This is a genomic window from Phenylobacterium sp., assembly GCF_965229015.1.
Lineage (GTDB): Bacteria > Pseudomonadota > Alphaproteobacteria > Caulobacterales > Caulobacteraceae > Phenylobacterium.
In genome coordinates this window covers 305,997-318,843 of sequence record NZ_CBDDIM010000001.1, presented here as the reverse complement: position 1 = coordinate 318,843, position 12,847 = coordinate 305,997, and the positions used below count along the sequence as shown (strand labels likewise).

At 66.0% G+C, this 12,847-nt stretch carries 11 protein-coding genes; 2 read left to right on the top strand and 9 right to left on the bottom strand.

The window, feature by feature from the left end:
* Positions 1 to 60: 60 nt before the first annotated feature.
* Genes ACO06I_RS01485 through ACO06I_RS01475 form a run of 3 tightly spaced genes read right to left on the bottom strand, consistent with a single transcriptional unit; the run spans position 61 to position 5,536 of the window.
* Complete coding sequence (locus ACO06I_RS01485; protein ID WP_421930863.1) at positions 61 to 3,132, bottom strand: efflux RND transporter permease subunit; 3,072 nt, start codon at positions 3,130 to 3,132, stop codon at positions 61 to 63.
* Positions 3,129 to 4,181 (bottom strand): efflux RND transporter periplasmic adaptor subunit, encoded by a 1,053-nt coding sequence (locus tag ACO06I_RS01480; RefSeq protein ID WP_421930862.1) that lies wholly within the window; start codon positions 4,179 to 4,181, stop codon positions 3,129 to 3,131. The genes ACO06I_RS01485 and ACO06I_RS01480 overlap by 4 nt, the downstream gene beginning before the upstream one ends.
* A complete protein-coding gene (locus tag ACO06I_RS01475; RefSeq protein WP_421930861.1) occupies positions 4,178 to 5,536 on the bottom strand; it encodes a TolC family protein in 1,359 nt (452 codons plus the stop codon). Before ACO06I_RS01475 ends, ACO06I_RS01480 begins: the two co-directional genes overlap by 4 nt.
* Positions 5,537 to 5,808: 272 nt before the next feature.
* Between ACO06I_RS01475 and ACO06I_RS01470 the strand changes: the two genes are divergently transcribed.
* Positions 5,809 to 6,585 carry a transporter gene (locus ACO06I_RS01470; protein ID WP_421930860.1) on the top strand — a complete coding sequence of 259 codons (777 nt, stop codon included), beginning with the start codon at positions 5,809 to 5,811 and terminating at the stop codon, positions 6,583 to 6,585.
* Positions 6,586 to 6,614: 29 nt separating this feature from the next.
* Positions 6,615 to 8,153: an ArnT family glycosyltransferase gene (locus ACO06I_RS01465; protein ID WP_421930859.1), complete on the top strand. Its 1,539-nt coding sequence runs from the start codon at positions 6,615 to 6,617 to the stop codon at positions 8,151 to 8,153.
* A 16-nt stretch (positions 8,154 to 8,169) separates the two neighbouring features.
* Here ACO06I_RS01465 and ACO06I_RS01460 read toward each other — a convergent pair whose 3' ends face one another.
* The 6 genes from ACO06I_RS01460 to ACO06I_RS01435 all read right to left on the bottom strand — a co-directional run bounded on the left by ACO06I_RS01460 (position 8,170) and on the right by ACO06I_RS01435 (position 12,845).
* Entirely contained in the window at positions 8,170 to 8,937 is a 768-nt protein-coding gene (locus ACO06I_RS01460) for an ABC transporter ATP-binding protein (RefSeq protein WP_421930858.1), read from the bottom strand.
* Positions 8,934 to 9,740 carry an MlaE family ABC transporter permease gene (locus tag ACO06I_RS01455; protein WP_421933587.1) on the bottom strand — a complete coding sequence of 269 codons (807 nt, stop codon included), beginning with the start codon at positions 9,738 to 9,740 and terminating at the stop codon, positions 8,934 to 8,936. The genes ACO06I_RS01460 and ACO06I_RS01455 overlap by 4 nt, the downstream gene beginning before the upstream one ends.
* Before the next feature lies 1 nt (position 9,741).
* Entirely contained in the window at positions 9,742 to 10,215 is a 474-nt protein-coding gene (gene mlaD, locus ACO06I_RS01450; protein WP_421930857.1) for an outer membrane lipid asymmetry maintenance protein MlaD, read from the bottom strand.
* Between the two features lie 101 nt (positions 10,216 to 10,316).
* Complete coding sequence (locus tag ACO06I_RS01445) at positions 10,317 to 10,991, bottom strand: MlaC/ttg2D family ABC transporter substrate-binding protein (RefSeq protein WP_421930856.1); 675 nt, start codon at positions 10,989 to 10,991, stop codon at positions 10,317 to 10,319.
* On the bottom strand, positions 10,988 to 11,839 hold the full coding sequence (locus ACO06I_RS01440; protein WP_421930855.1) for an MlaA family lipoprotein: 852 nt from the start codon (positions 11,837 to 11,839) through the stop codon (positions 10,988 to 10,990). The genes ACO06I_RS01445 and ACO06I_RS01440 overlap by 4 nt, the downstream gene beginning before the upstream one ends.
* A gap of 316 nt (positions 11,840 to 12,155) precedes the next feature.
* Complete coding sequence (locus tag ACO06I_RS01435) at positions 12,156 to 12,845, bottom strand: ABC transporter ATP-binding protein (RefSeq protein ID WP_421930854.1); 690 nt, start codon at positions 12,843 to 12,845, stop codon at positions 12,156 to 12,158.
* Positions 12,846 to 12,847: the final 2 nt, after the last annotated feature.

Genomic DNA, 12,847 nt, shown 5'->3' with positions numbered 1-12,847 from the left:
GCTTAGAGCCGGATTCAGGCTTCGGGAGAAGCCATCCAGCCCTTAGAACGTGTCGCAAAGTCAACCGGACTGCCCCGGCTCGCTCACCCGCTCGCCCGCGCGCCCGCCACCCAGAAGCCGATATAGGGCCGGCATGCCCAGCAGGACCAACGGGCCCTGGGCGATCAGGCCCGAGATGATGGCGATGGCCAGGGGCCGTTCCATCGACGAGCCGCCACCAAGGGCAAGGGCCAGCGGCGCCAGGGCTAGGATCGCGGCCAATGTGGTCATGGCGATGGGTCGCAACCGGTTCACCCCCGCCTGGATCAGCGCAAGTTCGGGATCGACGCCCTCCGCGAGCAAGGCCTCATACTCGGTGAAATAGAAGATCGCGACCTCCGTGGCGATCCCCAGGATCATGGTTGCGCCCATCAGGGCCATGATGTTGAGCTCGACATGGGTCAGCCACAGTCCGATGGCGACCGCCGAGGCGGCCGCCAGGGGCATGACAAGGATGGCGAACGCGGTCCGGAAGCTTTCATAGATCACCAGCAGAAGCACGAACACGGCGGCCACCGCGGCGGCGAACACCAGGGCCATGCCGCGGAACGCAGCCTGCTGCTCGGCGAACAGCCCCCCCATTTCGAAGCTCACCCCAGCCGGCAGGACACCGGAGCGGCTCACCGCCGCCTGCACGTCCTTCGCGGCCGAACCCGTGTCGCGCCCGGTCACCCGCGCGGTCACGGCGTCCATGCGACGCAGGTTCTCCCGCGCGATTTCCGCCTGCCCGGTCACGATGCGGATCGACGCGATCCGGGCGACCGGAAAGAGGTGGCCGTCGGCCGGAGACTTGAGCATCAGCCCGCCGAGCTGGGCCGCACGGGATCGACCGGCGGCGGGGGTCCAGACCCGGACGTCGGCCAGATTGGCGCCCGACTGGATCTGGGTCGCGACGATGCCGGACAACAGCCCCTCCAATTGCTGGCTTGCCTCGGCGCTGTCGATGCCTTCCAGCTCCGCGCGCGCCGGATCGACCCGGATTTCCAGACCATCGCCGGCGATGACGATGCCGGACTTGACCTCGGTGACGCCGCCCACCTTGCCGATCACCTCGGCGACCTTGGGGGCGGTGGCATGCAGCAGGTTGACATCGTCGCTATAGAGCTTGACCTCAATCGGTTGGGGCACGGCGGTGAGGTCGCCGATCAGGTCTTCCATCAACTGGGCGGTCTCGACCTCGACGCCCGGCACCTGCGCCTGGACCTTGGCGCGGACCTCGTCCATGACCGTTTCGATTGGGCGGCGCCCCTTGGCCTTGAGCCGGATGAAATAGTCGCCCTGATTGGGCTCCGTCAGCCCACCGCCAAGCTGCAGGCCGGTGCGGCGGGAATAGGTCTCGACGTCCGGCGTCGCGCGGATGATCTCCTCTACCTGGCGCATCAATCGGTCGGTCTCGGTCAGCGACATGCCGGGCGGCGCCACATAGTCGAAGATGAAGCCGCCTTCATCAATCTTGGGAATGAAGCCGGTTCCGACGCTGCGGAGGGCCAGGAGACCCACCGCGGCCAGGACCACGATGCCGATGACGGTCAGGCGCGGCCTGGCCACGGCGCCCTGGAGGGCGGTGCGGTACCGCCGCATGATCCTGCCGTTCGGATCGAGTTCGGCCACGTGCCCGCGGGTCTTGATCAGTTGCTCGACAAGCACCGGAACCAGCCACCAGGCCACCAGGAATGAGATGACCAGGGCGACCGCCATGGTGATTGACAGCGCCTTGAAAAATGCGCCGGTGACGCCGGTCAGGAACGCCAGGGGGATGAAGATGACGATGGTCGCCGCGGACGAGGCCAGCAGGGGCCTGAGGAACTCCGACACGGCTCGTTCAATCGTGGCTCGGCCCTTTCCGCCCCCCTGGGCGAGACGTCTTTCGATATGCTCGATCATCACGATCGCGTCGTCGATAATCAGGCCGATGGCGGCGGCCATGCCCCCCAGGGTCATGATGTTGAAACTCTGGCCGGTGATTTTCAGGACCAGGCTGGTGGCCGCCAGCACCGCCGGAACAGCCACCACCGCGGCCAGGGTGATCTTCCAGTCACGCAGGAAGACCAACAGGACCAGCGCCGCGAGGCCCACACCGATGACGATGGCGTTGCGCAGCGACGACGCGGAATCCAGGATCAACTCGCTTTGATCGTACCAGGCCTTGACCTGCATGTCGGCTGGGCCCCGACCGGTCAGTCGATGGAAGGCGGCCTGGACGTCCCGGGCGATCTGAACTGTGTTGCTGCCCGGCTGCTGATAGACCTGAACCAGCACGGCGTCGCGGCCATCCGCCGTGACCCGAATCCATTGCGGCGACGGCGCGGCCCTCACCTGAGCGACATCACGGACACGCACGACGGCGCCCCCGCCCGACTTGACCACCACGTCCTCGATCTGGCGCGGGTCCGTCAGACGCGAGTCCGTCAGGGCCAGCAGCAGCTTGCCCTGGTCCTCGATCCGTCCGGAGGCGGCCAGGACATTGGCGCCGGTGATTGCTGCGGCGACATCACCCAGCGACAGGCCGTACGCCCAAAGCTTGGCGGGATCCGCCTCGATCCGGTACTCGCCGGCCGCCCCGCCCTGGGACGTCACCCGGGCCACCCCGTTGATGGTGGAAAGCGAAGGTGACAGCGTGCGGTCGGCGAAGCGTCGCAACTCCACCGGCGTCGCGCTCTTGGAGGTCAGGCTGTAGGCGGCCACAGGAAAGACCGTGGGGTCCATGCGCCTGACATCGAAGGCCACCCCCGGGGGAAGCCCCGCCTGGGCGCGGGTCACCGCAGCCTCGACCCGCTGCAAGGCCAGGTCCATGTCCGAGCCCCAGGCGAAATTGACCGAAAGCTCCGCCGAGCCGCGGCTGGTCGTGGATCGAAGGTTCCGGACCCCAGGGATGGCGCGCACCGCCTGCTCGATGGGTCGGGTGATGACAGCTTCCATCTGACCCGGCGGTCGGTCTCCGGCCTCGACGGTGACCGCGATACGCGGGAAGAGCACGGTCGGAAACAGGCTGACCGGCATGATCAGCGCCCCGGCCACGCCCGCCGCCACCAGCATGGCCAGCAAGGTCAGGAGCGAGCGCCGCCGCCGCGAGACGATTTGGGCGATGCTCACTTGCCGCGCACCTTCACAGCCATGCCGTCCTGCAACTCGTAGGCGCCTTCGACCGCCACCTGGTCGCCCGGCGCGACCTGGCCCTTGACCTCGATCTGATCGCCCTGGTCAAGGCCAACGCCGACAAACACCCGGCGCGCCTTCCCCCGCGACACCACAAAGATGTGCGGACCGGTCTCGTCAAACACCACAGCCGCGCGGGGCGCCAAAAATCCGCTGTGGGTCGCGGTCGTCACCTCGCCTCGCACAGCGCTGCCGATCGGCAGGTTCGCCCCATTCAGTGGAACGATCGCATCGAGGGTCTTACTCACCGGGTCCGCGGCGCGGCCGACCATGGTGATTCTGGAAGCGATCAGCGGCGCGCCAAACACCGGATAGATCATCGCCTTCTGACCCACCGCGACTCGCCCCCCCGGCTCCAGGCCCAGCTTGACCACCGCTCCATCGAGGTGGGCCAGGACCAGCATCGGCGCATCCTGCGCGACATGGTCCCCGGCGGCCACGGACAGCGAGGTGACCACGCCCGCCTTCGCGGCGACCATGACCTGAAGGGCGCGGCCCGCCCCCTGCTTTTGCTGCGCCGCAAGGGCCGCCTGCGCATCGGCGTCGGCCTTGCGGGCGGCAAGCAACTGGTCGTTCGCCGCCAACTGGGCCTCATGGAGCCGCTGAACCCTGGCCAGATCGGCCTGTGCGAACCGGGCCGCGCTCTCGGCTTGATTGAAGGCCATTTGCGCGCCCGGCGCGTTCGCGAGCTCGACCAGCGGCTGCCCCGCGGCGACACTTTCCCCGGCGCGCACCAGGACGCGCGATACGATCGCGGCTTTCGGCGAAGCGATGGTCTGGGCTCCCAAGGCGTCCGCCTGCACAACGCCGTAGGCCGAGATCACCTCCGGCAGCTCGACCCGACGGATTGTCGCCAGGGTCACCGTGGCGGTGGTCGCCGGAGCGGCCTGCGCTTCGTCCGGCCGGCCGCGCAGCAGTGCCCATGCCAACACGGCCGCCAGGGTCAGGAAGATAGCGCCGCCCAGCATCAGTCGTCTGCGGGTCATTTCGAAGCCTTCGCGTCAACCGGCGGCATGAACAGAGCGGATTCCAGGCTGATCTGCGCGAGACGCGCGGCGAGCTCGAGATTGTCGAGGTCGGCGCGGCGCGAGAGGGCGGCCTGGGAGAGGGTCAGGTAGGTCTGACTGTCGATATCGCCGCGATCATAGGCGGCGACAGCGGGACGGACGCGGGCCTCTAGACGCGGAACCTCGGCCCGCAACGCCTGGGTCTGGCGGCGGGCGTTCGCCAGTTCAATCTGGGCGGACGTCACCTCGGCGGCGGCCTGGTCCAGCCGGGCGAGGTATTCCGCTCGCAGCTGCGCACGGGTGGCGTCCTGAACCCGCACCTCGCCCCGCCCGCCATTGAAGATTGGCAGGGCGAAGGCCCCCGACAGCCCCCGGGTGACCACGCCGGCTGTGTCGGTCGCGAACGCGACGCCGAGACTGGTGAGCGGAAACTGCATCAGGACGGCCTTGCGCAGATTGGCGTCCTGGGCGGCATAGCCCGCCTTCAGCGCCAGGAGGTCCGGGCGTCGCGACGGCAAGCTGTCCAGCGCGGCGCGGATCGTGGCCTCGTCATAGGGCGTTGCATCGGGGCCCGCGACCAGCGGCAGCATGACGCCCGGCTCCAGATTCAGGAGCAGGTTTAGGTCTCGCCGCGCCTTGCCTGCATCCTGCTGCGCGGTGGCGACCTGGACCTGGACGTCCAGTTGGACCGCGAGGTCCGCGGCGGCGGTCTGCAAGGTCGCGTCGCGATTTCGCAGGGCCTGATCGGAGCGCTCAGAGCGGTTGGTGGCGAGGCGAAGCAGGTCGCGCAGACTGGCCGCCCGCCTCTCGTTGGCCATCGCCGTCTCGGCGAGCTGGCGGGCCTGCTGGGCGACACCCCATTCCGCCCATAGGACTGAGAGGTCCGCCTGCTTGGCGTTCCATTTTGCCGCCCGCCGGATCTGAGGGCGCGCCAGCAGCGCGCCGAGATCCATCGCCGCGCCGAGACTGTGCGCGGTGTGGGTGTCCGGCCCTGATATGGGCTTGTCCACGGACGCTGACAGTTGCGGATCGGGCAACAGGCCGGCGGCGAACACCTGGGCGTCGGCCACCTTCGCGGCCGCCCGCTTCGCCGCAAGGTCCGGACTGTTCAGCACAGCCAGCACCGCCAGCTCGGTCGGCTCCAGCCCGTCTGCCGGATCAATGGGAATGGATCTCAGTGGCGTCGGTCGCGGTTGCACGGAGTCGACCGTCAATCCGCTCACCATGCCCGAGAACTGCGGCCGCTCGGGCAATGGCAAAGGGCGGTAGGCGGCGCAGCCGGCCAGTGATTGTGAGAGGGCCGCCAGGCCGCAGACCAACACCAGCCGGGCCATCGAGACGCGTCGAGCCGCGGCAGACGGTGGCGTGGATGTGGCCCGTTGGCCGCCCAATGTCATGCGTCGCCCTTCAACAGTCCGGTCCGCCAATCAACCTTGCTCGCTTTTGCGCGCCCCGTCGTCACCGGACCATGGCTCCGAGATTACCAAAGGCCAATCTCGGCCCCTCCGGCGCCGAGGGCGGACGCAGCAGAACATTTTGAGGACCCAGCAGCACAGCTTCGTCGGCCAACGAGAGCCCATTCTCTGCCGACAAATCGAGTGTACCCATGACACCCCACCCCACGTCTGCCTTGGCCCTGTCGTTGCTGTCCGCGCTCGTTGCCGCCCCGGCGATTGCCGGCCAGCCCTTGGAGACTGAAACCGCGCGACTTCCGGCTCAAGGACACGGGAATCTGCAGGTAGTCTATGAGCATCAGTCGACTTCCAACGGCCAGGAAGATGCCCTTCCTCTGGCCTTTGAGTACGGGCTCACCGATCGCCTGGAGTTCGCTGTCGAGCCCGTGATCTATACCTCAATTCGCCCCAAAGCCGGGCGCTCGGCGAAGGGTTTTGGTGACACGGAGGCGACGCTCACCTACCTCGTGGCGCCGGAGACGAATAGCCTGCCGGCCTTCGCGGTTGCGGGCGAAGTTAAGTTCGCAACGACGCACAATGCGCTCATTGGCACCGGTGGAACGGATTACAGAATCGCCGGGATCGTAAGCAAGCGATACGGCCCCTTCGACCTTCATGCCAATCTTGGATATACTTTCCTCGGCAAGGCGACCGGTGGGGCGAAGCTCGACAATATTATCGATTTCGCGGCCGCCGCAGAGTATACGCTAAATCCCAAGTGGACCCTGGTTTCGGAGGTCCTTGCCAATAGTTCAGCCGGCGGGAATGAGACAGCGGTAGGCGGAGCCCAGGAAGCGTCAGCCTCGACTGTGACCGGGCTTGTCGGAGCCGTCTACCATCCGGGGGACCGCTATGAGCTGTCGGTCGGGGCAACCTACGACAGCGAGAGCGCGGCCCTGCTGCGCACCGGCTTGACCTTCAGATTTTGAGCTGACGCGGGGAGAGCCGGGCCAGCGCATTGCCCTGTGAAACTCGAGCGACCAGGCGGGCCCTGACCTGGATCGCTGCGTTTCTGGGGCTTCGTCTGATATCCGCCGGTTGGCTCGGTCTGGGAGTCGATGAATCCTACTCCCTCGCGATCGCGAGGCATCTCCAGCTTTCGTACTTCGATCACCCTCCGCTGCACCAATGGATCATTCACCTGTTCGGTGGTGTCCTTGGATATGGCCGCGCGGCCCGCGCGCCGTTCGTCCTTCTGTTCGCGGGCTCGTCTTGGCTGCTTTTCACCCTCACCCGCCGGCTCTTTGGCTCCGCGGCGGCGCTGTGGTCGGTCATCGCGATCAACCTCGCGGGCTTTTTCTCCGTCGCCGCCGGGGGATGGATCCTGCCCGATGGGCCGCTGATCTTTTGCCTCCTTGCCGCCGCCAATTGTCTTGCCCCCTTACTTACCCTTCCCGACACCCGGACCGCAGGTCCGCCTGCTCTCCATAACATCGCCTGGCCACTGGCCGGCGTGTGGATCGGGTTTGCCGGCCTCTCAAAATATCAGGCGGTCGTGTTCGCCTTCGGGGTCCTACTGCTCCTGCTGATCACCCCGCAGGGTCGCTCCCAACTCCGACAGCCTGGTCCTTACGTCGCAGCGGTGCTGGCGATAGCCATCGTCTCACCCGTGATCGTTTGGAACGCCAAGCACGGCTGGGTTTCCTTCCTCTTTCAAGGCGGCCGCGCCACACCTGCCCACGACCTTCGACCCACGGCGATCCTGACCGCGGCGCTGGGACAGATGGCGCTTCTCCTGCCGTGGATCTATGCGCCTGCCGTGGCGGCCATGTGGCCCCAAACCGCGCGTGACTGGAGGGATACAAGGCGCGCGTTCTGTCTGGCGCTGAGCCTGCCCGGCATTTTGCTGTTCACCGTCACGCCACTTTGGGGACAGAACGCGCTGCCCCATTGGTCCATGCCGGCCTGGCTTTTTGTCATGCCGCTACTTGGCGACCGGCTTGCGCGGTCCGACGTCATACGCCGGTGGCCGCGGCGATGGGCGTTGCTGGCCTGCGGCGCGCTCCTGTCGCTATGGGGACTGCTCTTGATTGAGGCCTCGACGGGTGCGATCGGCCGCCTGTGGCCAACCGCCTTCCCCAAGGGTGATCCTTCGGTGGAGTTGGTGGAATGGACGCCAATCGTCAAAGCGCTGCAGGCGCTTCCTGAATACCAAGATCCGAGCGTGTTCATCGTTTCGCCGAAATGGATGGAAGCCGGAAAGATCGGCCAAGCCACGGCCGGCGAGCACGTCATCGTCGTGGCCTCAGCCGATCCACGTGGCTTCGCTTACGGACGAGATCTCAACATACTCGTCGGCCGCAATGGGTTGATCATCTTGAAAGACCGAGATCTCGAAGCAGGCTTGTCCAAACTTCGGCCGTGCTTTGCAGACCTGACGTATCTGAAAGCCGTACAATTTGGGCGATTGGACTACCCCGAGCAGCACCTTACCATCATATCCGCCCAGAACCTGCGGCGTTCATGCTCCATCATCCTGGGCCCTGTGGCGCGATAGGTCGCCGACATGGTTGTCACACGTCAGACGTGATCGGCCCCGAGACCAAGCCGCCGACGAATTGCTCCACATAGGGATCCTCGGACCGGTCAAGATCGGATACGGGTCCTTGCCATCGAACCTTCCCGTCATGGAGCAGGGCCACCTCGTCGGCGATCGCGCGCGCTGACGCAAGGTCATGGGTAATGGTGACGGCCGTGCAGCCCAGCCCTTTGACCTGTTGGGTAATGAGCTGGTTGATCGCACCGGCGGTGATGGGGTCCAGGCCGGTGGTTGGCTCGTCAAAGAACATGATCTCGGGCTCCGCCACGATGGCCCTCGCGAGGGCGACGCGCTTCTGCATGCCTCCAGAGAGCTCCGCTGGATTGAGGTCCGCGACGCGGGGGCCCAGCCGTACTTTGCTGAGCGCCGCCAGGGCCCGGCGCCTGGCTTCATGACGGGCGATTCCGTCTGCGTTGATGAGCCGAAAGGCGATGTTTTCCCAGACACTCAGACTATCGAACAGGGCCGCGCCTTGGAACAACATGCCCAGGCGTGAAAACCGCTGCTGCGCCGTCCGTCCGGTCAGCCGCGCGACGTCCTCGCCGTCGATTAGGATTTGGCCGCCATCTGGCCGCATGAGGCCAAGAGCGGTCTTGAGCATTACCGATTTGCCTTGGCCCGACCCTCCGATGACCACAAGGGACCGGCCGGGAAGAACCGAAAGCTGCAAACGATCAAGGACCAAGCGGTCGCCAAAGCGTTTCGTGACACCGCGCCACTCGATTTTTGGGAGCGCGCTCACGGCTTGTGCGTGAACAGCGTCGTCAGCAGATAGTCTGACGCGAAGATAAGAACGGCGGCGGAAACGACCGCGTCGGTGGTCGCCCGACCGACCCCGTGCGCGCCTCCCGAGGCCTTGAAGCCATGGAAGCAGCCCATCGTGGCGATGATCAATCCGAAGACCGCGGCCTTGACGAGTCCCGATCCGATGTCCCACGCCTGAAGGAAATCCATGGTCGCGCGGATATAGACGTCTGGGTTGAAACTAAGGGTCTGACTTGCCACCAGCCACCCCCCACCCACGCCAATGGCGTCGGCCACGAGGGTCAGGAGCGGAAGCACCAAGATGGCGGCCGCCAGGCGGGGCGCGATGAGGTACTGAAACGGATCGGTCGAGAGGGTGCGCAACGCGTCGATCTGCTCGGTCGACCGCATTGCGCCAATCTCGGCGGCGATCCCGGCGGAAACCCGGCCAGCCAGCATGAGCGCCGCGAGGACTGGGCCGAGTTCGCGCGTGATGCCCAGCCCGACAATCTGCGGCATGATCTGTTCGGCGTTAAAGCGCCCTCCGCCGGTATAGATGTTGAGGGCCAAGGCCGCGCCGGTGAAGATCGCCGTCAGGCCGACGACAGGCAGTGAATTGTAACCAATCACCCAAACCTGCCGGGCCATCTGGCCCAAGAACCAGGGACGCCTGCCCATAGCCGCAAAGGCTTGACCGGCGAACAGGGTCACGGCTCCGGCGTCCCGACAGGCGGCGAGTCCGCCTTGTCCGACGACGCGAACAAACCGCGTGACGTTGAAGATCCTGGAAGTCGCAGGCATCTTATTTGGCAGCCGCAGACGCAGGCGCATCGACCGCCTGCGGACGCAGTCCCTGACCAATCATCCCCAGGAGATCAATCGCGCCCTGCGTATTCTGGAATTCGCCGCCGCGCGCCAAGACCTCCGGCGATCCGCCCGGCTCTATGGCGATATGCGCGCCGCCGAACAGGCCGTCGGTGGCGATCCTCGCCGACGAGTCGCTGGGAATCTTGATCGCAGGGTCGAGACCCAGGCGAACCACCGCCAGAAAGGATCTGGGGTCGAGGGATACGCTCTCAACCGACCCAATCTTCACCCCGGCCAGGCGGACCGCTGATCCTGGCGCCAGCGAGCCCACCTGGCCGAAGCGGGCGACCGCCTCATATCCCTCGGGCCGCAGTCGGTCGCCCGCGCTCAAGGCGTAGAAGATGAAGCCAATAGCGACGGCGAGCACCGCGGCGCCCACAGCGGTTTCGGCAAGGTCGGTTCGTTGCATCGAAATCTCCAGTCAGGTCGTGCGCCGGCAGCCATCAAGGGAGGCCGGCGGTGGCGCATTCTCAGCAATGTTGAGCACCGTGGCGGCCGAGGTGCGTCGCCTCAGCTCTTGTGAGCCAGCCGCCTGGCTTGAGCGTGAGGGTCACGGAGAAGCTGAGTTATGAGCAGCTCAATATCGCCGTGGGCATTGTCGAGCGTTGAGACAAAGTCCTGCTGCTGGGTGATCGAGAGCCACACGCCTTTGACCTGGACATCGACAATCTTCCAGGTCGATCCACTGGAGATCACCCGCCATGCCACGGGAAGATCCTGTTTCAGGCCTCCCCCTCTCACGACACTGCTGACCACGACATCCTTCGGCCCCCTAATCGTGGAGCCAAGGATGGAAATCCGTTCCCCGCCGTAGTCGCCCAGACGCGCCTCATAGGCGCTCTGGTAATATTTGCGAAAGGCGGCTGCGAACCGAGACCGCTGGTCGCTCGTGATCGTGCGGGCGTACTTGCCCAGGACAAAGTTCGTGATCCTCGGAACGTCGACGACCTGGTCGATCAGCTCTCCGAAGTCGTCGTCCTTGGATTTCAAGCCACGGCGGGGGTCGGCCAGAATGGAGAGCGCTCGTTGCGCCTGCTGCGCGACGAAAATCTCGGCGGAAGCGTCCCGGCGCGCCGAGATCGCCGATGCGGCAAGACTTGACGGAGGCTCTAGGCCCCACGCCATCGCACCGGATAGGAGGCCGCAGCACAGGCCAAGTGCGGTCGTGGCTTTCCGTCGGGTCATTTGACGTCCGCGATAGGCGTGGGCCCGCGCATCGACGCGGATTCAAGCGAGAGCAGATGAGCCGGCGTCGGATCTGGCGACACGGTCAAGGGCGCCTCAGGGGGAGGATCGAAGTCAGGCAAGTCGGGCTCGTCCCCCCTTGCCTGGCCGACCAAATAGGCGCGGCGCTGCCCGTAGGCCGAGCGCACCGTTGCATAGGGGTCTGTGGCGTCCTGACCCAACGCCTTGATCTGGGCGTCGGCGTCCGCGCGGTAGTCCAGGGCGGAAGCCGCCAACCGTGATGCGCCGAACGGTGTCGTCCAGCCGCCAGCGACGAGCGACAGGGGGTCGGTCACGGCATCAACGAGCCGTCCCAGACCATCCCGCAGGTCTAATGGGCCCAACACCGGCGCGAAGACATAATTTCCTGGCCCGACACCATAGCGTCCCAGGGTCTGGCCGAAGTCGGCGCGATGGACCGGAAGTCCTGAGGCAGAGGCCACATCGAAAAGGCCAAACACCCCTAGGGTGGAATTGATGAGAAACCGGCCCGTGGACTGCGCCGCCAGCCCAGGATGCGCCTGAAGCAGATCATTCATTGTCGTGCGCGGCTCTCGCATGTTGTCGATCGCCGCGCCGAACGCCTTGCGCAGGGGCGGCGGAGCCGCCGACATGTAGGCGTGGGTGATCGGGGCGAAGATGCTGTCGTCCAGCCGCTCGTTGACGACATACATGCGCCGGTTGAAGGCCTGCCACGGGTCCGCCGGCGCCGCCGAGACAGCGGCCATGGGCACGGCTGGCGCGGCAGGCTGCGCAGAAACCGGCGCCGCCATGAGTTGGACCATCACCACGCCGACCCCAAGGCTCATCGCGCTCAGGTGGGGCCGACGGTTTGGAACAAGCGCACCGCGCGCCGGCAGGCGATTTTCCGCGCATCGTCCGGAAGGACAGTGCGCCTCGCCCGCACGAACAGCCGGCGCGTGAAGGCGATGGGAGTCATCCCCGGCCTGGCGTTGAAGGGTTCGGGATACGCTTGGTCTGGAGGACATACTTAGTTGACGCCGAGGCCGTCGGACCTCCTCAAAATTCGATCCCCACCCCGCCGCGCTTGAGATGCGGAAGGCCTCCTGGCGCGTTGCGGCGGGGCACCGAAGGTCCCGGCAGTGCTCGTCGAGCCAATGCGGCCTACGCGTCAGGCGTCGCTGCGGCCCGTAGCCGGCCGTCTTCCATCTGGACCAAGCGGGTGGCGCGGGTCATCAATCTGGCGTCATGGGTGACGCAGACAACCGTTGCGCCCTGGCGCAGGGCGGCGGCCCTTAGTTGGTCGGCGACAAGGCCGCCATTGACGGAATCCAACGCGGACGTGGGCTCGTCGGCGAAAATGATCTGCGGTCGCTTCGCGAGCGCGCGCGCGATCGCGACCCTCTGCTTCTCACCGCCCGACAATGCCTCCGGCAGGCTATGCAGCCTGTGACCTAGGCCGACCCCTTCCAGGGCCTCAAGAGCCCGTGTTCGCGCGGCGGCTTTCGACAATCCCTGGCGCTCAGGCAGCATGGCCACCTGCTCCAGCGAGGTGAGAAACGGTAGGAGGTGAAAGCCTTGAAAGATGAAACCAAACTGATGCAGTCGCAGATGATCGAGATCTTTCTCAGTCGAGGCGCTGAGATTGCGCCCCATAACCTCGACATGGCCCCGGCTCGGCTGCAGCAGGCCCGATAGTATCGCCAGGAGGGTCGACTTTCCGGAACCGGAGGGACCCGTGACCATCAGGAACTCCCCGGCGGTCACCACTATATCCATGCTTGCCAGGGCCGCGATCTGCGCGACCCCCTCGCCATAGGTTTTTTCCACGCCGACTGCGGAGATCATCGGCATGG

What these genes read in the sequence shown, in the direction of transcription:
- ACO06I_RS01480 (WP_421930862.1), bottom strand. Translation starts at nt 4,181, where the DNA reads ATGACCCGCAGACGACTGATGCTGGGCGGCGCTATCTTCCTGACCCTG.
- ACO06I_RS01475 (WP_421930861.1), bottom strand. Translation starts at nt 5,536, where the DNA reads ATGGCCCGGCTGGTGTTGGTCTGCGGCCTGGCGGCCCTCTCACAATCA.
- ACO06I_RS01470 (WP_421930860.1), top strand. Translation starts at nt 5,809, where the DNA reads ATGACACCCCACCCCACGTCTGCCTTGGCCCTGTCGTTGCTGTCCGCG.
- ACO06I_RS01455 (WP_421933587.1), bottom strand. Translation starts at nt 9,740, where the DNA reads ATGCCTGCGACTTCCAGGATCTTCAACGTCACGCGGTTTGTTCGCGTC.
- mlaD (WP_421930857.1), bottom strand. Translation starts at nt 10,215, where the DNA reads ATGCAACGAACCGACCTTGCCGAAACCGCTGTGGGCGCCGCGGTGCTC.
- ACO06I_RS01445 (WP_421930856.1), bottom strand. Translation starts at nt 10,991, where the DNA reads ATGACCCGACGGAAAGCCACGACCGCACTTGGCCTGTGCTGCGGCCTC.
- ACO06I_RS01440 (WP_421930855.1), bottom strand. Translation starts at nt 11,839, where the DNA reads ATGAGCCTTGGGGTCGGCGTGGTGATGGTCCAACTCATGGCGGCGCCG.
- ACO06I_RS01435 (WP_421930854.1), bottom strand. Translation starts at nt 12,845, where the DNA reads ATGCCGATGATCTCCGCAGTCGGCGTGGAAAAAACCTATGGCGAGGGG.